This window comes from Pedococcus cremeus, assembly GCF_900111375.1.
Taxonomy (GTDB): Bacteria; Actinomycetota; Actinomycetes; order Actinomycetales; family Dermatophilaceae; genus Pedococcus_A; species Pedococcus_A cremeus.
This window is the reverse complement of record NZ_FOHB01000001.1, coordinates 423,681-446,051: the sequence shown is the minus strand read 5'-3', so window position 1 is coordinate 446,051 and position 22,371 is coordinate 423,681. Positions and strand designations below refer to the sequence as shown.

Genomic DNA, 22,371 nt, shown 5'->3' with positions numbered 1-22,371 from the left:
CCCAGCCGCGCGGCATACCGAGAAGCACGAAGCCGGCCCCGAGACCACGGTCTCGGGGCCGGCTTCGCTTGTCTCGCGGCTCAGACGCTCTTGGGGTCCTGCCGCATGCGCTGCAGGAAGCGACGGGTCCGCTCGTGCTGCGGGGCGTCGATGCACTGGCTCGGCGGCCCTTCCTCGACCACGACGCCGGCATCCATGAAGACGACCCGGTCGGCGACGTCGCGGGCGAACGACATCTCGTGGGTCACCACGATCATCGTCATGCCCGCCTTGGCCAGTTCCTTCATGACGTCGAGCACCTCACCGACGAGCTCGGGGTCGAGCGCCGAGGTGGGCTCGTCGAAGAGCATCAGCTTGGGGTCCATCGCCAGGGCGCGGGCGATGGCCACGCGCTGCTGCTGGCCGCCGGAGAGCTGTGCGGGGTAGGCGCCGTGCTTGTCGCCGAGGCCTACTCGGTCGAGCAGCTCCTTGGCGCGGGCCTTGGCCTGGCCCTTGTTCGCACCCTTGACCTGCACGGGCCCCTCCATGACGTTCTGGAGGGCCGTCATGTGCGGGAAGAGGTTGAACCGCTGGAACACCATGCCGATGTCCCGGCGCTGGGCGGCGATCTCCTTGTCGTGCAGGCGGTGAAGCCGGCCGCCCTTGTCGACGTAGCCCATGAGGTTGTCGTCGACCCAGATGCGGCCGCCGTCAATGGTCTCGAGCTGGTTGATGCAGCGCAGGAAGGTGGTCTTGCCCGAGCCGGAAGGGCCGAGCAGGCAGACGACCTCGCCCTTGTGCACGTCCATGTCGATGCCCTTGAGCACCTCGGTGCCGTGGAAGGCCTTGGTCACGTTGACCGCGTGCACGAGCCGGCGGTGGTCGCTGTCAGCCCTCGCCGAGGGGGAGGTCTGCGAAGTCAGCTGCGACGACGGCGTGGGGGGTGTGGGCTCCGTGGGCTCAGCTGTGGTGCTCAATGCTGTTGGCTCCTTCCGAGGAGTCGGGCGATCCGGCCGTCAGCAGCGCCGGACGGCTGACCGAAGCCGCGGCCGAACCGCTTCTCCAGGAAGTACTGCCCGACCATGAAGATGCTGGTGATGGCCAGGTAGAACAGGATGGCGGCGACGAACGCGGGGAACACCTGGTAGGTCCGCGAGCCGATCGACGACAGCTGGTAGAAGAGCTCGTTGCTCAGCGGGAGGCCGATGAGCAGTGAGGTGTCCTTCACCATCGCGATGGTCTCGTTGCCGGTCGGGGGCACGATGACCCGCATCGCCTGGGGGAGCACGATGCGGCGCATGGTCTGGCCGCGGCTCATGCCGATGGCCTCGGCGGCCTCGGCCTGCCCGCGGTCGACCGACATGATGCCCGCGCGGGCGATCTCGGCCATGTATGCCGCCTCGGAGAGTCCCAGCCCGATCACGCCGCCCCAGATGCCGGCGAAGATCTGGTTGGCGTCGAGGGTGAGGAACGTCAGGCTCGAGTCGACGCCGAGCAGGCTCATGATCTGCTTGCCGAAGGGGACCCCGATGGACAGCCCTTGCTGGAACAGGATGCCCAGGGCACCCATGGTGGTCAGCAGCACCAGGCGGGGCACCGAGCGGAAGAACCAGGTGAACACCCAGGCGACGCTGGAGAGCACCGGGTTCGGCGAGAGCCGCATCACCGCGAGGATGACGCCACCGCTGATGCCGACGACCATCGCGAGGGCCGTCACCAGGACCGTGCCCATCCAGAGGCCGCGCAGCACCGGTGTCTGCTGCATCGCCTCGAAGACGAACGACCAGTTGAACGCCTCGTTGGTGAAGATCATGTTGAGGAACATCGCCACCAGCACGGCGATGACCGCCACCGCCACCCACCGCAGCGGGTGGCGCACCGGGACGGCGTCGATCCGTCCCGGGCGCTCCGCGGCTGTGCGCTCGCTCATCAGGGGTTGACGGCGAAGTTGCTGATCGCGCCGGCCTCGACGCCGAAGTTGCTCAGCGCCTTCTTGTAGTCGCCGGACTGGTCGAGCTGCTTGAGGGCCTCGACGATCGCGTTGGCGAAGTCCGTCTCGGCCTTGGGGATGACGTAGCCGTAGGGGGCCGCGTCGTAGATGTCACCGACGGCCTCGATCTTGCCGCCGGACTGCTTCACCGCGTAGGCGACGATGGGGGAGTCGGCCAGCATGGCGTCGGCCTTGCCGGTGGCGACGGCCGCGGTGGCCTGGTCCTGACCGGTGAACGGCAGCACGGTGATCGGCTTGCCCTCGGCCTGGCACTTCTTGGCCTTGACCGGCAGGTCCTCCTCCTCCTGCACGGTGCCCTTCTGCACCGCGACCTTCAGGCCACACGGCTTGTTGGGGTCGACCTTCTTCGGGTTGCCCTTCGCAGCGGCCCACTGGGTGCCGGCGTTGAAGTAGCTCACCATGTTGACCTGCTTCTTGCGCTTGTCGTTGATGGTGAAGCTGGAGACGCCGACGTCGTACTTGCCAGACTGCACGCCGACGATGATCGAGTCGAAGTTGGCCGGCACCCACTGGGTCTTCAGGCCGAACTTCTGGGCGACCGCGTTGAACAGGTCGACGTCGAAGCCCTCGACGGTCTTGCCATCGGCGGCGAGGAACTCGTTCGGCGCGTAGGACGCGTCGACGCCGATGGTGATCGTGCCCTTCGACTTGATCTTCGCGGGGACCTTGGCGGCGAGGTCGGCGTTCGCGGTGGCCGACGGGGCCGCCTTGGAGGTGGACGACCCGCCCGAGGAGAGCGAGTCGGAGCCACAGGCGCTCAGGGCGAGGCCTGCCGAGGCCAGACCCGCCAGGAGCATGACGGCGGGACGGGTGCGTGAGGTCATCGAGGACGATCCTTCCGGGTATGCCGTGCGGCGGGGGCCGGGGGAGAGCCACCGCCTTGTGGATAACGGCAATCCTGCCATTCCCACTGGCGATACGCGTCACACTGGCATAACACCTGTGGTGCAGGTTGTCCCTTCTGTGCCACAGTGGGTGAAGCGGGCAACCCCCGTCGTGTGATTTCGGGCTTCGCGATTGGCGGAGTCCGAGCGTTGAGTGGCCACACCCCCGGCTATCCGTGTCGTAGGTGCTGCTGTGAGCCCCACGCCTTCTTCCTTCGGCCCTCGGTGGCCTTCCCTTTTGAGGTGATTCCGCGATGACTGCGCATCCGTCGTACCCGCTGTTCGACCCCACCGACCCGGTGTTCCGGGCGCACGAGGGCGGCAAGCTCGGGGTACACGCCACGCAGCCGCTGCGCGACCGGGCCGACCTGGCGCTGCTGTACACGCCGGGAGTTGCCGACGTCTCCCGCGCCATCGCCGCCGACCCGTCGCTGGCCGCCCGTTACACCGCCAAGCGCAACACGGTCGCCGTCATCACCGACGGCACGGCCGTGCTCGGCCTAGGCGACATCGGGCCGCTGGCCGCCCTGCCGGTGATGGAGGGCAAGGCGGTGCTCTTCAAGCACTTCGCCGGCGTGGACGCCGTGCCCGTCTGCATGGAGACCGGCACCGTCGACGAGCTCGTCGACGCGATCGTGCGCATCGCCCCGTCGTACGGCGGGATCAACCTCGAGGACATCTCAGCGCCCCGCTGCTTCGAGATCGAGCGCCGGCTCCAGGAGCGGCTCGACATCCCGGTCTTCCACGATGACCAGCACGGCACCGCGATCGTCGTGCTCGCCGGCCTCATCAACGCTGCGAAGGTGGTGGGGCGCTCGCTCGAGTCCCTCAAGGTGGTCGTGTCTGGCGCCGGCGCAGCCGGCGTGGCGGTGACCAAGCTGTTGGCCCGGGCCGGGGTCGCCGACATCGTGGTCTGCGACTCGCGGGGCATCATCTCGCCGGCACGCCCCGACCTGGTGGAGCACAAGCACCGCCTGGCGGCCACGACGAACCCGCGCGGCCTGTCGGGCTCGCTGGCCGACGCCCTCGTGGGGGCGGACGTCTTCGTGGGCGTCTCCGGCGGTCAGGTGCCGGAGGCCGACATCGCGCGCATGGCGCCCGACTCGATCATCTTCGCGCTCGCGAACCCCGACCCCGAGGTGCGCCCCGACGTGGCCCGGAAGTACGCCGCGGTGGTGGCGACCGGGCGGTCGGACTTCCCGAACCAGATCAACAACGTGCTGGCCTTTCCGGGGATCTTCCGCGGGGCGCTCGACTCGGGGGCGCCGCAGATCACCGAGGCGATGAAGCTGGCCGCAGCCCGCGCCATCGCTGACCTGGTCGAGGAACCGACGGCCGACGAGATCGTCCCCAGCGTCTTCGCCGAAGGCGTCGCAGAGGCAGTGGCCCAGTCCGTGTTGTGAACGAAGGTGGACAAAGGGGGCACTAAGATCCCCCTAGTTGACGCCGTGTGTTGCGACGTCGGGGACTCATGGGGACACACATGCACAAGGTCATGGCCATCTATGGCACGCGGCCGGAGGCCATCAAGATGGCACCACTCATCGGCGCCTTGGCGGAGCACTCCTCGCTGACACCGGTTGTGACGGTGACAGGACAGCATCGCGAGATGCTCGACCAGGTCAACAGCCTTTTCGGCATCGTGCCCGACTACGACTTGGACCTTATGTCGCCGGGTGCCACCCTCACGCAAATCACATCCCGCACGTTGAGCGCGACGAGCGAGCTCCTGGAGCGGGCAAAGCCTGACTGTGTGGTCGTTCAGGGCGACACCACGAGCGCGTTCACAGCGGCCCTAGGGGCCTTTTACCACCAGATTCCGGTTGTCCACCTGGAGGCCGGTCTGCGCACCGGCAACATCTACTCGCCGTTCCCGGAGGAGGTCAATCGGCGACTCACCGCGCCCATCGCAGCGCTCCACTTGGCGCCGACCGCCACGTCGAAGGCGAATCTCGAGGCAGAAGGAATAGCTTCCCGCTCCATCGCCGTGACCGGTAACACAGTCATTGATGCTCTGCAATCGACGACCCAACGTGAGGTCGCGTTCAGCGACTCAGTGGTCGAGGATGTGATCGGCTCTGGCCGACGTCTCCTCTTGGTCACGAGTCACCGCCGTGAGTCGTGGGGCGACAAGATGGCGGGTGCGATGGAGGCGGTGCGCGATGTCGCTGTCAAGCACCCTGAGCTCCTCGTCCTTCTTCCCATGCACCGGAATCGGATTGTCCGTGAAGTGATCGAGCCAGTCTTGGGAGATCTGGAGAATGTTCGCCTCACCGAGCCGTTGAGCTATCACGAGTTCGCGCATGTCTTGAACGCAGCGCATCTTGTGCTCACGGACTCCGGCGGGGTGCAGGAGGAGGCGCCCAGCCTCGGCAAACCGGTGCTCGTCATGCGCGACACGACTGAGCGGCCAGAAGCGGTCGCCGCTGGCACGGTCAAACTTGTGGGTACGGATCGAGCCACCATCTCCGAGCACTGCCTTCGCCTGTTAGAAGACCAGGCGGCGTACGCAGAGATGGCCAACGCGGTTAATCCCTATGGTGACGGTCGCGCCGCAGAGCGGTCGGTTGCGGCGATCGGGGAGATGCTGGGCGTGGACCGTCGGGTGATGGACTTCGGCGCGTAGTTGTCACATGAGAAGGGGCCCGAACCACGCTGGGTTCGGGCCCCTTCTCATGTGCGTTGGTGAGTGCTTGATCAGCGCCACATGCCGCGGGTGTCCACGATCTGCTTCCCGGCCAAGGACTCCCGGTCGATCTCGTGAAACTGCGTGTGGTCCACCAGGAGGGCAACCACATCTGCCTTGGCGATCGCCACGTCCGCGTCGACCAGATGCACGTTGTCGAGCGCTGCCAGCGGCTGAGGCAATGCATCGACATGGGGCTCGACAGCCAGAATTGTCCCGTGGGGAAGACGCTTCGACAGCATCTGCGTGATCGTCAGTGCTGGGCTTTCACGAAGATCGTCGATGTTCGCTTTGAACGCCAACCCCAGGCACGCCACGACGGGGGCGTCCGTTGCAGGCGACGCCTCGACAATGGCGTCGACGACGCCGCCCGGACGCGCGTCATTGATCTCGCGTGCGGTGCGGATGAGGCGCGACTCCTGCGGTGCCGCAGCGACGATGAACCACGGGTCGACGGCGATGCAGTGACCGCCGACCCCAGGACCCGGATTGAGGATGTTCACGCGCGGGTGGTGGTTGGCCAACCGGATGACCTCCCAGACGTCCACGCCCACCTTTGCGCACACCGATGCCAGCTCGTTTGCGAACGCAATGTTGACGTCCCTGAAGGAGTTCTCAGTGAGCTTGGCCATCTCCGCGCTCGTGGCATCCGTGAGCACGACCTCGCCCTCGCAGAAAATGCGGTAGATCTGCGCCGCCTTCTCCGCGCACGCCCGGGTGAGACCCCCTACGACACGGTCATTTGTGACCATCTCGACCATGATGCGCCCCGGCAGTACGCGCTCCGGACAGTGGGCGACGTTGACGTCAGGAGTGGCGCTCTGGTGTGGGAACGTAAGGTCCGGTCGCAGTTCTGCGAGCCACTCGCTGATCTGTCGGGTGGTCCCGGGGGGCGAGGTCGACTCAAGAATCACAACCTCGGCGCCTCTTAGTCGAGGTGCGATCGACTCCGTCGCTGCCCGCACATACGAGAGGTCGGGTTCGAAGGCGCCCTTGAACGGGGTCGGGACCGCGATCAAGAAGGCATCAGCCTCAGGGACTTCACTCGAAGCCGTGAGGTGGCCCATGGCGACCGCACCTGCGACGGCTGTATCAAGGTCGGGCTCGACAATGGGGACACGGCCAGCGTTGATTTCATCCACGAAATGCTGGTTGACGTCGACACCCATGACGCGCACACCCCGCGAAGCGAGCGCGGCACTTGTCGGAAGTCCAATGTATCCAAGCCCTATAACGGCTATGCGTGTGTTTAACATTATGGCCTCCATATCAATGATGACGTTGGCCCGCGCTGGACTTCGTAGTCGCGGGTTTCTCGGCTGCAACGTGGAATCCATCCTTCGCAGGAGGGTCAGCAGTAGGAGCCACGTGCCGAATTCTGGGACGAACTGATTTGATGGCCACGACCATGCAAAACGCTAGTCCGGCAACGGCCAGCATGAACGTCGCTGGTGATTGCGTAACGCCAATGGAGACTAATGCAACCGCCGCCACAGTCGCCGGAGCAAGAGTCCTTAGCTTCGCGTTGAATGACGGCCCTTCGAGTCCAGAAACTCGAACGAATGCCATCAACACTTTCCATGCAGCTGTGGCGCATGCTAGTGCGATTGGTGATCCTGACAGAGCCGTCACGGCGGCTAGGCCGGTGCCAAGAGCGTCGACCATGTTGAACACAATACTGCGGCGCCAAGATTGGCCGGCCACCAGGGAAGCGTCGACGATAGGCGCCACAAAGCGCGCGGGAAGTCCAGCTAGGAGTATCACGACGACTGGCACAGCGGCGCGCCAGTCCGCGGGTACCCAGACGGCCAGTGGGAGAATGAGTAGGCCGATCGCCAAAGATAAGACTGCCACGCCTGAGCAAACGTTAGCCACTAGACCTCTGGCCACGTGCCCTCGCCGGCCGTGGGGCATCGTCGCAAGTTCGGCGATAGCGACGCGGGAGAGGGGGCTGGCGATAAGCGCGCTAAGGCCAACAGTCAGCTGGTAGGAGAAGAAGTAGATACCCAAGATCCGCGGGCTGGCAAGCCATGATGCCACCAGGAAGTCGGTCTGGGTGGGCAAATTGACGGATAGCGCTTGCACTGCCCACTTCGTGCGTTCCCTAGTAGCCAGGGCCCCCCGAGCGGAATCTGGCTCGGCCGGTGCCTTGAGCAAAATGATTTGGATAAGGGAAAATGCGCATACCGACACACCTAGAGAAATGGCGGAACCCGTCTGCCACGCCACACAACCGGCGAGGCCGACGCGGACGGCAGCAGCCAGCCATTGCGCGCGCATGACTTCTCGCGGCCGTCGCTGCTTTACCTTGGCCGCGTACAGCAACTGAGCGTCGCCGGCGAGCGGGATGTTGACACCAACCAACATCATGAGGTAGCCGACCTCGTTACGCCCAGCATCAATGTAGAAAGCGCCGAAGCACAGCGCCACCGCCATAAGGACAACGTTGATGCGAAGAATCGAAGCCCTGGCCCTCCGAAAACTTCGAGAGGGAGACGCGAGGTAACCGTTCACCTCGCCCAGGCTGGTGAGTGCCGAAACCACTACAAGGGTGGAAGTTGCCGTCGCCCAGTGTCCGTAGTCGGTTGGCGTCAGCCAAAACGCGCAAAGAAACTGTCCAAGGACCGCAAAGGCCTGCACTCCTGCAGTGCCAGCGCTTAGAACGAGGACTCTTCTGAGCACGCCTACCGTGGCGTGTCTGTCACTCACAGTCACCTTTTCGGATCAGACGAATATTTTCGACGTTCCCAAGCGACCTTTCGTAAACACCGCGAAGTTTGTGATAGCCGGAGTCCACCAGGTAGGTCTCGGCACCCAATATGGTGCTTGGTAGGGCGACGTGGAGGCGATTAGTCACGACAAGAGATGACCTACCAAGCGCCCGCACGAAGGAGTTCCAATCACAAAGTGTCGGGTCGGAAATGTCGTACCAAGAAGCCCTAGTGAGAGAGACTCGTTCGCGGACATTCGCCGGGAGACCGGCAATCATACGCTCGTTTGCAGCCTGCTGGTCCTTACGCACCACACGACGACGAACGCCGATCTTAAGCGTTTCGTGGGGGATTCGACTGTAAGCCCGCACGGCGGCGCGCCGCCAAGCCGGAGCGTCCCGGGATGCGTGATCCTGAGTCATATCTTGCGCCTCCGCGCCAAGCCGGGATACCACCAGCGGCGAGCGTTCGGTCATTGGGACCTGATGGGGCCTGAGAAGGCGAGAGATGTCCTCACGACCGCTTACCACCATGTCGTGATCCAGTGCCAAAGTGACGCCAGCCCGCTTCAGGCTGGCGCCCCAGCGATCATGGAGATGCTCGAAAGAGCGCTGCTCACGCAGAACCCACAAAGACGGCGCCCTTCGCTCTCCGAACATCGACGCGGGATCTGAGCTTTCGAACCAGGCTGAGGAGGGAAAGATCACCAAGGGCACGTCAGGCTGTGTCGCGAGTCGCCTTTGCAGCAAATTGGGCGCACTGTACCTATCTAGTAAGGCACCATTTGGCGGAACGATGAGGAGGTCCGGGACAGAGGCGCCGGTGCTAAGACCTAGCCGCGGCAGTGCTTCCCAGAAGCAGTGGAGCATGAGCGCGTCGCCATGGTTTCCCAAGTTCTGACCCCGGTCATCTTTCCACTCGAGAACCCTCGCTTGGGAGCCACGGTAGGGGGCGAGCATCTCGGGCAGTGAGCTCTCAGGCCAGGTTTTTGCAGTCATAGTCGAGTCTTTCTTCATTGATCGAGGCACAAGGTGGTGTACCTACGGGCGCAGGCTTCGCTACCGAAGCGAGAGCGGCCGTAGTCGCTGACTCGCTGACTGTGTTCAGCCCACAAGGTGGAATCAACGAGAAAGCGAGACAACGCATCTGCTAGGCCAATCGGGTCATCTGGCTCGACGACGGCCCCACCTTGTGACTCGCGGATGACTTCTCCCATGGCCCCAACGTCTGACACAACCGCAGGAACACCTGCCGCTAGGCATTCACAAAGCGCGCCAGGCATTCCCTCCGCGCGCGAGGGCAGCGCGAAGACAGTGATCTGGTTTGACACGATCGCCGAGACATCAGGCAGATGCCCCGTTACGTGGACAAAAGCAGTCACGTCGAGCTTTTCAGCGAGGTTCCAGAATCTGTCCGCAAAGGATTCATCCTCGAAAGGACCCACGAACAGGGCCGTCGCGTGCAGACCTCTTTTTCTTAAGAGGGCCAAAGCGGCCAATACTGTGCAGGCGCCCTTTCTCTCACCGAGTTGGCCGATGAAGCCGACGACCTGCCGCGAATGCCTGCCGTCCGGCCCCGACGGAGGGGCGAATTTCGCAAGATCCACCAAGTTGTCGAACCGAATGATGTTACGTCGTGGCATGCCCCAAGCCTCGAACTCGTGAGCGATTCCATCACTTAGAGAAAGCCCGACAAAAGCATTGCCCAAAACGTAACGGCGAAGACGCCCACTGCCTGGGATCCCAGCGCTCCGTGCGTCAAGGCGCAGGTCGCCGCCGGCCAAAAGCGGCATTACGACCACTCTTCGCCCAAGCAGCAGCGCAAGTGCTGCGGGAATGAGGTTGAAGATATAGGCGCCGTGGACGTGCACCAACCGGGCGCGACGAGAATGCCTCAGGACTGCCGCGGAAGCTCCAAGTGCCCACACTAACTGGCCTAGTACGCCCAGTTTCTGGGGCCCCCGGACCCTGACCGTCCGAACAGCCCACGTGGCGCGCATGTTGTTCCTGGTCACGGCCAAGACCTGATTTCCGTCGCTCTGCAATTCGGCAAATAGGCGGCGTGCCAGAATCGACGGTCCGCTATAGCCATCGGAATCATAGGGGTTAAGAACTAGGATCACGGTGCTTCTTCATTTCGAAGTAGAACGGTTTCTATCAATTGCGCTTGAGCGGTGGGTGTCCACCCCTCTTCTATCTCCTTCTTGCACCGCTGTGCCACCGTTGCCGGAGAAGCTTCCAGTCGCCCTAACCAGGTTTCGATTGCATCGGCGAGGGCGGAGACGCTTCCCGCGGTGTATCGAGCGCCCGTCTCACCGTCCCTAACGGCGTCCGACTCTGGGGCCTGAGTGTAGGGAGCGTCGTCAGTGATGACGGGGACGCCGCGCTCCAGACTCTGCATCACCGCGAGTCCGGCCTGACAGGGCAGAACAGTAAGGCTAAGTCGGTCATAAACGAGATCCAATTCTTGCTGGCTGTATGCGGGACCCGGCATGAACAGAGCTACTCCGAGCTCGCGCGCTAAACTCTTGAGGGCTTGATGCTCTGGTCCTTCTCCAACAAGCAGCACGTTGACGGGGCGTCCCCGCCTGTCCATTTCCGCCGCAGCTCGGATGACGAGGTCAAGTCTCTTCGAGGCGTTTTGTCGGACAACTACGCCAATCGTCGTTCCCCCGGAGGGCAACTTCTGTCGGAATGCTTCAAGAGTCGCTGGGTCCATGTCCTTTGCAGACGCGGCATTCAGTGACGAACCCAAAGCGTTGTTAATTACCCACATGCGCTTGTTAGGGTAACCCATTTCGTTCCCGATGCGCTTCCCAGTCTCCCCATACAGCATCAAGCCGTGCGCAAGCGAGTAGAAGCACATTCGCGTAAACTTCTTCAAGCCGCGCTCAGGCCTGTGCCAACCAATTGTCCAAAAGAAGACTTTGGCTCCCTGAAAGCGGGCGAGCACCGTTGCCGCCCAAGTGCTCAGGTGTGAGACATCGCCCGTGAATACCAGAACGTCCGGCCGCCGACGGCGGACGGTACCCAGGAGGCCAGATTGCCACAGGAGCCCCTTAGGGAGGTGCCGATTCTGAAGGGCGAACGTTGTCTGCAAGAGGTTTCGCTCGATAGTTGGGATGGACTTCGCTCGGTCCGAATTGCCTGCTGCGAATGACCACTCAGTTCCAGAGTCGTTGACCTCCAGAGCCTTGAAGACCCCGTAGCGGTAGTGAGGAAGGAGCTCGCTCACAAGCATTGCTTGCTGTTTCATGACATTTGCCTTTGTGGCCGATCTCCGCCGAGGGACTTTGCACGTTCTGGCCTAGGCCGGGTTTCGGCCGGCGCGAGAACCAGCATCGAAGCTAGGGCGACGGAGACGCCAAGGCCTTTATTCTCGGTTATGGCTCCAAATGGCGTGGTGAAGATGATCACGCACACGAAGCACCGAATGACGAATTGAGCGCGAACCTGTGTGCTTGGCCGAGGGGTCGTTGGCTTTAACAGGCCCCTAAACAGGATCGCGAAACCAAGCACGATCAGAGCGGTGCCAACCATTCCGAACTTGGCGGGGACGAGTAGAGGAGTGTCCAAGTAGTACTCGAAAGCTGACGACGAGTTTGTCCCGTAAGCGAATCCACCTAAGCCATGGCCCAGCACAGGGTTGCTTTCGAAATACGTGAGAGCAAGTTCATAGCGCTGGAGTCGTTGGGCACCTGAAAGATCCTCTCCGATATCCCCTTGAATTGCTCGAATTCCTGACTCCAGTCGGGACATTAGAAAGTGCAGACCCGCGAGATGCGGGGCGAGTATGAGTACGAGGGCCGAGGTAAAGGACCCGAGGAGAGCCAGTCCGATGATGAGGCGAGTGACGCCTGGCGCACCTCGGCGCCTCCTCCCCAGCAGGCCCAAGATCGCGGTGAATAGCGCCAGACCCATGCGCGTACCGGTAAGCAGAACGGCGCCAACTTGGCCAGCTGCTGCGATGTACCAGAGTCCCCTATGGCGTCCCAAAGAGCCTTCCACCAAGCACAGGCAGACACCTAGCGCAATGACAGGAAACGAGCCAAAGAGCAAGCCAGCCCAGGCTCCAAGATTGGCAACACCTCTGGTAGTGAGCATGTTCGCCAAGTAGACAGCGGCGGACAAAAGCCCCACCAACAAAACTGCCCTCCGCACTTGAAAATAGTTGTAGCAGCGGCCAGCATCTGCGGCCAGGGGCAGGGCGGCAATCAAAAGAAGGTATGAGACTCCGTCCCGAACGATGCTCAGGATTGGAGCGCCGAGCGAAAAGCCTCTGGCTGCGGCAATCATAGCCGCGACCGCGAACACAAGTGTGGCAGTTAGGATCGCCGAGACCCGGCGGTCCTCGCGACCAGCGCCCCGCCGCAATAGTCGAAGGAGTGAGATGGCCGAGATCGCAAGAGCCAATCCCATGAAGGCGATCTTTGATGTACCAACATCGCCCGAGGTGCCGGCCGTCAACAATACCCCACCCGTGAATACGACGATGCGTCCGCGGGCGGTGGTGCAAAGAGCCAAAACGAAAAGGGCGGGCACGGCCAACCAGACATGCGGGAGGATGCTGCCCGCCTCCTCGCCGATGCCCGATAAGGAGATGTTGGACAGCACGGCTGAGTACTCAGGAATCATGAGCGGGTGGACAATTCTTCATTGACGAATCGATGATTCGAATGTAAGCCAGCGCTCGGTCGCGGGCAGTCCAAGTATGAGCAGTCGGTCGTTTCGCCGCATCGTGATCCAGGGCCTGATGTCGACAGGAGGCAATGTGACTGGCAACAGTGTGTGCTGCTGATGTCGGGTCTAGCGGGTCAAAATATATTGGGTAGTCGGCGCAGACGGTTCTGACAAAGTCACGGTTGCTGGCATAAACGGCCTTTCCCAAGGCCATTCCTTCGAGAGGTGTCGCTGAGAAAGCTTCCAGGAGACTCGGAAAGATCACTCCATCGCACTGGGAGAGGAGAGTAGGCACCTGCCCGATACTCAGCTCGCCGACATTGCATGCGTATGTCTTCGTCAGTGAACTCAGGCCACTCCACTCGCTGTCGTGAAGGGTGAGAAGAAACTGCAGGCGAGTGCCGTACATTTGCAGTACGGCCGCCCCTAGGCTACCCAGGAAGTCAATGTTCTTGTGCGGGTACGCCCTCGCAACGTATGCCAGGCGTACTGTGCCGGGATCCGTTTTCGGTAACGGAAGTGGCAACCAGCGCTCAGGGTGACGAAAGATCTCATGTATGGCGTTCGGGACGACTTCAATTGAGCGTGGTGAAATTGCCAAGTGATCAACGAGGTGCTTGCGAATTGCGTCTGTCTCAGTGACTAGGACGTCCGCAGATTTGAATGAATGGGCTGCAATTGGCTTTCGTATGTGACGCTTTATCCTCGTTGGCAGAGGAAGCGGGGGCACTCCAGATGGATGCGGTGAAAGAAGCGTCACGTCCGCACAGCCCATTATGTGAATCCGGGCATTCGCCTTTCCGTAGAAGGGGCCAAAGACCGTGAATCGAGCGCTCAATAGGCGGTTCCTTCGACGGTCAAATGCGCTTCGCCAAGTTCTGTTCTTGAGCGTGACGTGCGCTCGCGCAGACATGGGCAGTTGATTAACCACAGAGGAGGACGCGTCGATCATTACGCTGTCTAGCCATGGCCACTCACGCAAGTATTCGGGGTCCTTCATGAGCTGGATCAGTTCCTCGATGAAGGAGGCGGCCACCTGCACACCACCGCCAACTTTCAGATTGCTTGCGTCGATAAGCACCCTGGTCACGCCGAAGGCCTCCTGCGAAGCCCATTCCACTGTGCATGTCGACGATAGGTCGAGAGGATAAAATTGACGACGCGCAGAGAGCAGTTGTCGATGGCATAATCGGTCGGGACGTGCCGGTTGGCATGCGCTCCGGCTTCCATAACCTGTATCGCCTCGAGCACGTTTTCAACATCTAGACCGGTCATGACGATTGACCCTGTGTCCAGGGCCTCGGGGCGTTCAATCGAGTCGCGTAGCGTAATAGCGGTGAAGCCAAGAATTGACGACTCCTCACTAATGGTGCCGCTGTCGGAAAGGACACAGTATGCGTCTTGTTGAAGCCGGACGTAGTCGATAAACCCAAGCGGTTTGTGAAATGTGATTCCATCAGGGATCTCGCGGCCGAGAGACTCAATCCGCTTGCGTGTGCGGGGATGCGTCGACACCAGGACCGGGAGCTCGAAACGTTCGTGAGCGGCGACGAGACAATCCAGAAGTTGATTCAGACGGTCGGGGTCGTCGACATTCTCCTCGCGGTGGGCAGACACGAGCAGGTACTGCTGCGGTGATAGGCCTAGTGTCTCGAGGATGGAGCTGGTTGCGAATTGGTCCAGGTGGTGCATCAGCACCTCTTTCATCGGCGACCCCGTAAGCAGGATCCGCCGGGGGTGGAGGCCTTCGGCTAGGAGATTGCGTCGGGCGTGTTCCGTGTAGACGAGGTTGAAGTCAGCAACGTGGTCGACTAGCCGACGGTTGGTCTCCTCTGGGACGTTCTCGTCAAAGCAACGGTTGCCAGCCTCCATGTGGTAGACGGGGATTCGCATCCGCTTCGCCATGATGGCCGCCACGCAACTGTTGGTGTCGCCGAGCACCAAAACCGCGTCGGGGACTTCTTGGCGCAGCACTTCCTCTGTCTTGATGAGGGTCTCGCCGAGCACACGCCCAAGGCTGGACGTGTCCACGTCTAGGAAGTGGTCCGGCTTTCTGATGCCCAGTTCGTCGAAGAAGATGCCGTTTAGTTCGTAGTCGTAGTTCTGCCCGGTGTGGACCAGGACATGGTCGACGGTTGCGTCGAGGCGTGCCATCACCCGGGACAGGCGGATGATCTCGGGACGTGTGCCGACAATGGTCATTACTTTGGTCACGGAGCAACCTTTTCAGCGAGGGAGACCGGCTCCCAATAGGTGTCGGGGTTCTCGGGGTCGAACAGAGAATGTGTCCAGAAGAGCGTCGTTAGCTCGGTGTTACCGGTATTGGTGATGTTGTGGACCCACATGGTGGGCATGTCGACAACAGAGGGGGACTCTCCACTCACGTCGAAGCTCACAACTTCTTCGGTGAACATGCGGCGCAAGGAGATGCGAGCCTGACCGCGGAGCACCACGAAGCGCTCGACCTTGTTTAGGTGATAGTGCTCGCCCCGTGTGACGCCGGCTTTGGTTGTCGAGACGAAGGTTTGGCCCTGCCCGCCGTGCGAGCGTACTGTCTCGACCAGACGTCCGCGATCGTCACTGTGTGCATTCAGGGCAAGCGGGTAGTGGCCCGGAAAGAGCGCTGCGCGGTAGGTGTTGAACAGGTCGACGCTGAACGCAACGCTCAGATCCGGCATGTCACCACCGTTGTAGACATCATGGAAGCGGCGAAGCTGGTCGTACACGCCCTGCACCGTTGCCATCGAGCCTCGAGGCCTGACGGCGCCTCCCCTTCCGGAGAGACCGTCCATTAGGTGTTGTGCAGCGCCCTGAGCATGGAGCAGCTCGACTTCACGGTCGTTGATTTGGGGCACAACCCCGGACGCGACTGCATCGACGAAGGTGGCAACGAAGGAGTTGTAGCGCGGAGCGCCGTGTTCGCCGAAGAGATTAGGGAGCACAACGTCGGTGAAGTTCGAGCCCGCGCCGGCGGCAGCCTGTGCGAGAACGGCTCCAGCGGCGGCCTTGCCGGCTCCGTACGGCGTGTCGTTCCCGGCTTGTATGGAGTTTGCATAAACGACGGGGACAGGGCGCCCTGCCCTGGCAATCGCGTCAGCGACCGCCTCGCTGAGGGCCACGTTGCCGCGCTCCACCTCCGAACGCTCGCCGCGGTTTACTCCGGCGATGTGGATGATGGCGTCCGCCGACCGCACCTCGGCGGCGAGATCCGACCAGTTGTCGCGGTTGAGCGAAACGACCTCATGGTCGGTTAACGCAGCCAGACGAACCCTCGTGTGCCAACCCAGAAAGCCGCCAGCTCCAGTGAGGACGATTCTCACGCCAGCGCCATCCCCACGAGCTTCTGCATCTCCGGAAGCTGCAGCAAAATCTCCTTCGTGCCTGCAACGTCTAGACGTGTCGTGTTCTCGGACGTGTAATCCTGCACGGCGACCACCTCACGCTCGCCTTCCTCGAAGTACAGCTCGTACTCCAGCGAGCGGGCATCCAACGGAACACGGAAGTAGTCGCCTTGGTCGGTCGCCTTGACCATCTCTTCACGGCTCAGCAGAGTCTCGTGCAGCTTCTCGCCATGACGGGTCCCGATAACGCGGATGTCGGGCGACGCGTCACCCATCAACTCCGCCACGGCCTGAGCCAACACGCTGACCGTCGAAGCCGGAGCCTTGCGCACGAAAAGGTCACCCGGCTCGGCGTGGAGGAATGCGTGCTCCACCAGATCAACGGACTCCTGAAGCGACATGAGGAACCGGGTCATGCTGGGTTCGGTGATGGTGAGGGGCTCACCCCGCTCGCTCTGACGCACGAACAACGGGATAACCGAGCCGCGCGAGTACATGACGTTCCCGTAGCGGGTCACCGAGACCACAGTCTTCGAGTGAGGGTGGTTCCGCGCAAAGGCCTGCACGGTCTTCTCCATCAGCGCCTTTGACATCCCCATGGCGTTCACGGGGTACACGGCCTTGTCGGTGCTCAGGCAGACCACTGACCTCACGCCGGCAGCCGCGGCCGCCTCGATGACGTTGTGGCTTCCCGTGACGTTGGTCTTGACGGCCTGCTCGGGGAAGAACTCGCACGACGGCACCTGCTTGAGTGCGGCCGCATGGAAGACGAAGTCCGTGTCGACGAACGCCTGGGCAACGCTCTCACGGTCTCGCACATCCCCAAGGAAGAAGCGCAGCCGCGAGTCAGAGAAGCGCTTTCGCATCTCGTCCTGCTTGGCCTCGTCGCGAGACAGGATGTGGATCGCCGCGACATCACGAGCTAGCAGGTGACGGACCATGGTGGACCCGAAAGACCCGGTGCCCCCGGTAATGGCGATCGTGGCCCCTTGAATCGACGTCACGTGCTGACTCCCTCTCTGGTGCTGATGTGCTGATGCTCGTCTCTCAATTGGCGCCCGAGCGCCTCCCACTCCAGCAGCCCGGCGGCAGGCTGCCATCCCGCGTCTGTAAGCCAACTGCGCGCTTGGGATTGCCCGAACCACAGCATTTCGATCCTGCGCGCGTTGGCAGACAGTTGGGGCAGAGCGCGACCGGCGGTCTCGAGCAGTTCGACCGCAGCCTTGGCAAGGGACCGCGGCACTTCGCGCGGAGGGCGCCCGCCCAGAGCCTCCATGAGGCGGGCTGTACTCAGGCCCTCCCATGGGTGCGCGACGATCTGCGGCGGCGTCTGCTCACACGTAGACAGGAATGCGATCGCCGAACCAACGTTCGGCGCTAACGCCTGGGGGCTTGGTGTCGAACCAGGGCGCGCCACTGTAGCGAGGGCGGAGCGAGCAATCCGTCCGGTCATCCGTGTCACCCTGCGGTCAGCTGCGTGCACACTCGGCGGGCGATAAATCACGCTGTGGAGGGGCGCGAGCTCGCGAACGAGCTCTTCCCCGAGGACTTTAGAGCTTGCGTAGGCCGAGAAGGGTTGCGTGGCTGTCGACGCGTCGAGGACTGCAAGCCTGCCCTGCACCACGGCGCTGCTGACATGCACAAGGCGGGCAGGACGCTGCCCCTGTGCAGTAGCAGCCGCGAGGACCCCAGGAAGAACGCCGTTGGCTGCGGTCAGAGAATCGGTGTCGCGGCTGGAGGCGTCAGGGTTGCCTGCCGCGTTGACGACTGCGTCGAACTCGGCGAGTTCGTTACGAAGTTGTGCGACTATGTGCGTCGTCTCCACGAAGGAGCGCGCCTCCCGAGACGGCATGGATGGCAGCCGCGGGCCTTTCATCGGGATGGCGATGTGGCCCTCCTCGCGAAGAGCGTGGATCACATGAGCGCCTATAAAGCCACTGGCGCCGATCACTGCCACGCGCTTGACGGCACTCATCGCTGGGACCCCTCAGCGGCGCGCTCCAGAAGTCCCGTCAAACGCTCGACGGCGACCTTCTCGCTGAAGTTGTCGAGGTAGTAGCCGCGACCCTGTTCGCCGAGTTTCTCCCTTTCTGTCCTGCCCATTCCGGCGAGGGTTGTGATTGCCTCGACCATCTCAATGGTCGATCCCGGGGTGACTGTGATCCCGGAGCGGGAGTCCCGAATGACGTCGGCGGCGTCTCCCACTACAGCGCCGATGATGGGGCGCCCGGCGGCCAGGGTGGCCTGAAGCTTGCTGGGCAGAGTGGAGCGGAAAAGTGGAAGGTCCTGCAGGCTCACCAGCTGGACGTCTCCCAACGCCAGCACGTCGGTCATTTGGTCGAATGGTTGCATGGGCACGAATCGCACGTTGTCCAGCTGCTCCGCCGCTACACGATCGCGCAGGCGCCGTTCCTCCACCCCGCCGCCAACGAGGGCGAAGCCGATGTCACGTCGATCGCGCAGCTCTCGCGCCGCGTCGAGCAGCACACCGAGGTTCTGGTATTTACCGAAGATGCCGGCATACATGACGGTGAAGGGGCGGTCCAGACCAAAACTGTCGGCAAGATTCTGGTTCTTCTCCGCTGGTCGGAAGGCCGCTTCGTCCGCCCAGTTCGGCACAATCTCCAGCTTGTCGTCCGACACGCCACGCTGCGCGATCTGTTCCACCATGCCGGGAGCGATGACGGCCACCGTTGAAGCGCGTCGGTAGACCAGGTCGCAATAGCGGTGGAGTATGCGCTCCACCCGTGATGTACCGCCCGTCAAGAAACCGGCATTGACCACCGTCTGCGGCCAGAGGTCCTGCACATGGAACACAAATGGCGTTCCTCGCAGCGACTCAAGGGCAAGGGCTGGGATGGCAGCAGTCGCAGGGGTTCCATGCACGAGCACCGCTTCGACCTTGGGAAGTCGTGTCACGGCGACTGCTGCTGCGCCGGCCGCGAAGCTGAGGTAGTTGAGGGCTCGGCGTGAGGCGCGGGAGTCGTGGCTGGGGAAGAGCGGCGCCCGGTGGACGGTGACGCCCTTGATGTCTTCCCGCATATAGGGGCGCACGCGGTACCCAGGCAGCAGAGTCCCGGTTGGGTAGTTGGGGAACCCTGTGAGGACATGGACCTCGTGTCCCTCCCGCCGCAGCGCGCGGGAGATGACGCCAGGTAGTGCAGCAGAGCTGCCCTCCGGGTCGTACCACTGGGTCACCATCGCGATCTTCATGGAGTCGTCCTCAGGGCAGGCGTCTTCTCAGTCGCTCGTGCACGACCGATAGAGGGGGCGAGGACGAACGCCCCGCAGACGACAGCGGTCACGACCAGAGCTGCCTCTAAGGCAAGAAACGCCCACGCGGCAGTGACAAGGGAGGCAAGTCCGGCAACCAGCACGGAGACCATGATGTGGGGGAGTCGGCAAACACTTGTAAGACGCTGGTAGGCGTGTTCACGGTGGGCTTCCATGAGGGGTTCACGCCGGGCAGCGCGACGCACAAGGACGGTTCCTGTGTCTGCGAGGTAGAGACCCAACGGGGCGGCCAAGACCAGGGGAGATGCCTTCGTTGCCAGTCCCACCACGATCCCCGCGGCGATGAGTCCACCAAAGAGGTAGCTGCCGACGTCGCCCAGGAACAGCCTCGCGGTTGGAGCGTTCCATGGAAGGAAGCCAAGCGCAGCGCCGGCAGTTGCCGCCCCTAGAACCCAGACGGGCTCCGCGCCCACCGACAGACCGACGAGCCACGCGGTGGCTCCCCAGACCGCCACGCTCAGGCCGGTGATGCCGTTGATGCCATCCATGAAGTTGACGATGTTGACCACGACGGGTGCGATGACGGCACCCGCAACGAGGAGCCACCCGCCGCCCGCAGCAACACCCATGAGCAGGCCACCGGCCACTTGACCACTTAGGCGCACAACGGGGGACAGCCCAGCTCGGTCGTCGGCGAAACCAATGGCGCCGAGAGCGATGGCTGCACCTGCGGCCAGCCAAGGCACACGGACACCCAAGACCTGAGCAGACACAAGTGCGACCATTACGCCCAGCAGGCACGCCAGCCCGCCACCACGAGGGGTCGGGCTGGTGTGCGAGGAGCGATGGTTGGGGACGTCAATAATGCCCCGGTGCAACAGCAGCCAGCGGACGACTGGGGCCGCGGCGAGAGTGATGAGCAGACTGAGGAAGAACGGGATCACGCGCTGACTCTCGTGTCCTCTGGCTGGTCGGCGGTGGCTTCGCTGCGCATCCAAGAGGCTGCACAATCGTGGGTCTTGAGCTGCTCCTGTCGCACCCATTCGGACTCGATGCTGGGCACGTCGACGCTGTAAACGAGTTCGTGTGAGGTCTGCTTGCGCTCCTCGTGCGGGGAGAACAGCTCTTCCCCGAGCTTCTCGCCCGGCCGCAGACCGGTGTAGACGATCTCGATGTCCTTGCGCCCTGACATGCGGATGAGCGTGTGGGCGACGTCGACGATCTTCACCTGCTCGCCCATCTCAAGCACCATGACCTCGCCGTCCGAGCCGATGGTTGATGCCTGCAGCACGAGCTGGCACGCCTCGGGAATCAGCATGAAGTAGCGCTCGACGTCCGGGTGGGTGACCGTGATGGGGCCGCCGCGCTCGATCTGGGCGGTGAAGGCGTGCACGACGGATCCGCGCGAGCCCAGCACGTTGCCGAAGCGCACCGACACGTAACGACCGGGGAATCGGGCAGCGAAGTCGGCCGTCAGCCGCTCGGCGACGCGCTTGCTGTAGCCCAGCACGCAGGTGGGGTTGGCAGCCTTGTCGGTCGAGATGTTGACGAAGGTACCGACGCCCACGGCGGCGGCCGCAGTGAGCACGTTGAGGGTGCCCAGCACGTTGGTCTTCCACGCTTCCAGCGGGTAGGCCTCGAGCAGGGGGAGGTGCTTGAGCGCCGCCGCGTGGAAGACGATGTCGGGCTTGGTGGTCGAGAAGACGTCGGCCATGGTCTCGACGTCGCGGATGTTGGCCAGGATGATCTCGTCGCTGTCGAGCAGGCCGTGGCCGTCGAGGCTCATCTGGGTGGCCTGCAGACCCGACTCGTCGCGGTCGAGCAGGTAGAGCTTATCGGGGCCGAAGCGGGCGATCTGGCGGCACAGCTCGGAGCCGATCGATCCGCCGGCGCCGGTGACCAGCACCTTCTTGCCGGCGATCTGGTCCGCGATCGCAGCCATGTCCAGCTCGACCGGACGACGGCCGAGGAGGTCAGCGACATTGACATTGCGCAGGTCGTTGGCGGTCGGACGGCCGCCGATGATCTCGCTGATCTTGGGCAGCACCATGACGTCGAGCCCGGCGTCATTGGCCAGCTCGGTGATCTCGCGGATCGTGCCGGCCTCAGCGAAGGGCAGGGCGATCACGAGGGTCTGGGCGCCGTACTTCTCGGCGACCTTGGCCATGTCGTGGCGGGTGCCGCGCACCTTGACGCCCTCGATCCGGTACCGCGCCTTCGTCTTGCTGTCGTCGAGCAGAGCAACCGGGTGGTAGCCGCTGTCGGCGTCACGGATCAGGCTGCGGGTGAGTCGGCTGCCGGCCTCACCAGCGCCGAACACGATGACCTTCTTCTCCTCACCTTGGGCCCCCTCCCGCTGTGCGCGGAACGAGCGGATAAGGAAGCGCACGGCGAACATCCCGATCATGGCCAGGGACGTGGCGATGAAAGGGATGCTGCGGGCGACATCGAAGAAGTGCGGCTCGAAGACCACACCGATGAGCACGAGGCCGGTGATGGTCACCGTGCGGGCGACGTCGCGGGTCTCCTCGAAGGAGCCGCGGTCGTGGCCGACCGCGTAGGGGCCGACAAGTGCTCCCGCGACGAGGTGCAGCGCGACCGCCATGCCTGCGAGTCCTGCGATCTCCTGGAGGGGCAGACGGGCCAAGTCGAAGTCGTAACGGAGCAGCGCCGCCGCGAAGATGGCGACGCCCCAGAGGACCAGGTCCACGAAGGCCCAGAGCCATCGGTTGAAACGGTCTCGTCGCGCCCTGCGCTGCGGCATGTGTCCTTACCTTTCCCCTGCTGAGGCTTCCCCGAGAGCCCGCGTGGAGTTTACAGGCAAGTCAGTAAAGGTCAGGACATGT

General features: G+C 63.0%; 19 protein-coding genes. 2 read left to right on the top strand and 17 right to left on the bottom strand.

All coding sequences use genetic code 11. From position 1 onward, the window contains the following. Positions 1-80: 80 nt before the first annotated feature. The 3 genes from BMW78_RS02040 to BMW78_RS02030 are packed head-to-tail and all read right to left on the bottom strand — an operon-like array spanning position 81 to position 2,814. A complete protein-coding gene (locus BMW78_RS02040) occupies positions 81-902 on the bottom strand; it encodes an amino acid ABC transporter ATP-binding protein (RefSeq protein ID WP_425439038.1) in 822 nt (273 codons plus the stop codon). A gap of 50 nt (positions 903-952) precedes the next feature. Further along, a complete protein-coding gene (locus BMW78_RS02035; RefSeq protein ID WP_091755871.1) occupies positions 953-1,909 on the bottom strand; it encodes an amino acid ABC transporter permease in 957 nt (318 codons plus the stop codon). Further along, positions 1,909-2,814: an ABC transporter substrate-binding protein gene (locus BMW78_RS02030; RefSeq protein ID WP_091755869.1), complete on the bottom strand. Its 906-nt coding sequence runs from the start codon at positions 2,812-2,814 to the stop codon at positions 1,909-1,911. The genes BMW78_RS02035 and BMW78_RS02030 overlap by 1 nt, the downstream gene beginning before the upstream one ends. A 314-nt stretch (positions 2,815-3,128) precedes the next feature. Here BMW78_RS02030 and BMW78_RS02025 point away from each other — a divergent pair, with 314 nt between their 5' ends. Together BMW78_RS02025 and wecB (BMW78_RS02020) are read left to right on the top strand one after the other, a co-directional pair. Next, a complete protein-coding gene (locus BMW78_RS02025) occupies positions 3,129-4,277 on the top strand; it encodes an NAD(P)-dependent malic enzyme (protein ID WP_091755867.1) in 1,149 nt (382 codons plus the stop codon). Positions 4,278-4,357: 80 nt separating this feature from the next. Beyond that, on the top strand, positions 4,358-5,500 hold the full coding sequence (wecB, locus tag BMW78_RS02020) for a non-hydrolyzing UDP-N-acetylglucosamine 2-epimerase (protein WP_091756522.1): 1,143 nt from the start codon (positions 4,358-4,360) through the stop codon (positions 5,498-5,500). A gap of 71 nt (positions 5,501-5,571) precedes the next feature. Here the strand turns inward: wecB (BMW78_RS02020) and wecC are convergent, their stop codons facing one another. The 14 genes from wecC to BMW78_RS01960 form a co-directional block, all read right to left on the bottom strand. After that, a complete protein-coding gene (gene wecC, locus BMW78_RS02015) occupies positions 5,572-6,816 on the bottom strand; it encodes a UDP-N-acetyl-D-mannosamine dehydrogenase (protein WP_091756520.1) in 1,245 nt (414 codons plus the stop codon). A 13-nt stretch (positions 6,817-6,829) separates the two neighbouring features. Further along, positions 6,830-8,074 (bottom strand): lipopolysaccharide biosynthesis protein, encoded by a 1,245-nt coding sequence (locus tag BMW78_RS20385; protein WP_143056114.1) that lies wholly within the window; start codon positions 8,072-8,074, stop codon positions 6,830-6,832. 187 nt (positions 8,075-8,261) lie between these two features. Next, positions 8,262-8,978, bottom strand: coding sequence for a hypothetical protein (locus BMW78_RS20380; RefSeq protein ID WP_143056113.1), 717 nt, complete (start codon positions 8,976-8,978; stop codon positions 8,262-8,264). A 305-nt stretch (positions 8,979-9,283) separates the two neighbouring features. Then, entirely contained in the window at positions 9,284-10,393 is a 1,110-nt protein-coding gene (locus BMW78_RS02010; protein WP_091755866.1) for a glycosyltransferase family 4 protein, read from the bottom strand. After that, on the bottom strand, positions 10,390-11,526 hold the full coding sequence (locus BMW78_RS02005; protein ID WP_091755864.1) for a glycosyltransferase: 1,137 nt from the start codon (positions 11,524-11,526) through the stop codon (positions 10,390-10,392). The genes BMW78_RS02010 and BMW78_RS02005 overlap by 4 nt, the downstream gene beginning before the upstream one ends. Continuing rightward, positions 11,523-12,884 carry an O-antigen ligase family protein gene (locus BMW78_RS02000; RefSeq protein WP_177180234.1) on the bottom strand — a complete coding sequence of 454 codons (1,362 nt, stop codon included), beginning with the start codon at positions 12,882-12,884 and terminating at the stop codon, positions 11,523-11,525. The genes BMW78_RS02005 and BMW78_RS02000 overlap by 4 nt, the downstream gene beginning before the upstream one ends. A 10-nt stretch (positions 12,885-12,894) precedes the next feature. After that, on the bottom strand, positions 12,895-14,040 hold the full coding sequence (locus BMW78_RS01995) for a glycosyltransferase (RefSeq protein WP_091755860.1): 1,146 nt from the start codon (positions 14,038-14,040) through the stop codon (positions 12,895-12,897). Continuing rightward, positions 14,037-15,164 carry a non-hydrolyzing UDP-N-acetylglucosamine 2-epimerase gene (wecB, locus tag BMW78_RS01990; RefSeq protein ID WP_091755859.1) on the bottom strand — a complete coding sequence of 376 codons (1,128 nt, stop codon included), beginning with the start codon at positions 15,162-15,164 and terminating at the stop codon, positions 14,037-14,039. Before wecB (BMW78_RS01990) ends, BMW78_RS01995 begins: the two co-directional genes overlap by 4 nt. Further along, positions 15,161-16,270, bottom strand: a complete 1,110-nt coding sequence (locus tag BMW78_RS01985; protein WP_091755858.1) for a polysaccharide biosynthesis C-terminal domain-containing protein — start codon at positions 16,268-16,270, stop codon at positions 15,161-15,163. The genes wecB (BMW78_RS01990) and BMW78_RS01985 overlap by 4 nt, the downstream gene beginning before the upstream one ends. Continuing rightward, positions 16,267-17,295, bottom strand: coding sequence for a polysaccharide biosynthesis protein (locus BMW78_RS01980; protein WP_245735609.1), 1,029 nt, complete (start codon positions 17,293-17,295; stop codon positions 16,267-16,269). Before BMW78_RS01980 ends, BMW78_RS01985 begins: the two co-directional genes overlap by 4 nt. Next, positions 17,292-18,266, bottom strand: a complete 975-nt coding sequence (locus BMW78_RS01975; RefSeq protein WP_091756516.1) for an NAD-dependent epimerase/dehydratase family protein — start codon at positions 18,264-18,266, stop codon at positions 17,292-17,294. Before BMW78_RS01975 ends, BMW78_RS01980 begins: the two co-directional genes overlap by 4 nt. Beyond that, a complete protein-coding gene (locus BMW78_RS01970; RefSeq protein ID WP_091755856.1) occupies positions 18,263-19,504 on the bottom strand; it encodes a glycosyltransferase family 4 protein in 1,242 nt (413 codons plus the stop codon). Before BMW78_RS01970 ends, BMW78_RS01975 begins: the two co-directional genes overlap by 4 nt. Next, positions 19,501-20,469, bottom strand: a complete 969-nt coding sequence (locus BMW78_RS01965) for an MraY family glycosyltransferase (protein WP_091755854.1) — start codon at positions 20,467-20,469, stop codon at positions 19,501-19,503. The genes BMW78_RS01970 and BMW78_RS01965 overlap by 4 nt, the downstream gene beginning before the upstream one ends. Next, positions 20,466-22,289, bottom strand: a complete 1,824-nt coding sequence (locus tag BMW78_RS01960; RefSeq protein WP_091755852.1) for a nucleoside-diphosphate sugar epimerase/dehydratase — start codon at positions 22,287-22,289, stop codon at positions 20,466-20,468. Before BMW78_RS01960 ends, BMW78_RS01965 begins: the two co-directional genes overlap by 4 nt. Between the last annotated feature and the right edge of the window lie 82 nt (positions 22,290-22,371).

Coding starts and splice junctions, on each gene's coding strand:
- BMW78_RS01975 (WP_091756516.1), bottom strand. CDS start 18,266: ATGAGTGCCGTCAAGCGCGTGGCAGTGATCGGCGCCAGTGGCTTTATA.
- wecB (WP_091756522.1), top strand. CDS start 4,358: ATGCACAAGGTCATGGCCATCTATGGCACGCGGCCGGAGGCCATCAAG.
- BMW78_RS02030 (WP_091755869.1), bottom strand. CDS start 2,814: ATGACCTCACGCACCCGTCCCGCCGTCATGCTCCTGGCGGGTCTGGCC.
- BMW78_RS02035 (WP_091755871.1), bottom strand. CDS start 1,909: ATGAGCGAGCGCACAGCCGCGGAGCGCCCGGGACGGATCGACGCCGTC.
- BMW78_RS01960 (WP_091755852.1), bottom strand. CDS start 22,289: ATGCCGCAGCGCAGGGCGCGACGAGACCGTTTCAACCGATGGCTCTGG.
- BMW78_RS02025 (WP_091755867.1), top strand. CDS start 3,129: ATGACTGCGCATCCGTCGTACCCGCTGTTCGACCCCACCGACCCGGTG.
- BMW78_RS02005 (WP_091755864.1), bottom strand. CDS start 11,526: ATGAAACAGCAAGCAATGCTTGTGAGCGAGCTCCTTCCTCACTACCGC.
- wecC (WP_091756520.1), bottom strand. CDS start 6,816: ATGTTAAACACACGCATAGCCGTTATAGGGCTTGGATACATTGGACTT.
- BMW78_RS01970 (WP_091755856.1), bottom strand. CDS start 19,504: ATGAAGATCGCGATGGTGACCCAGTGGTACGACCCGGAGGGCAGCTCT.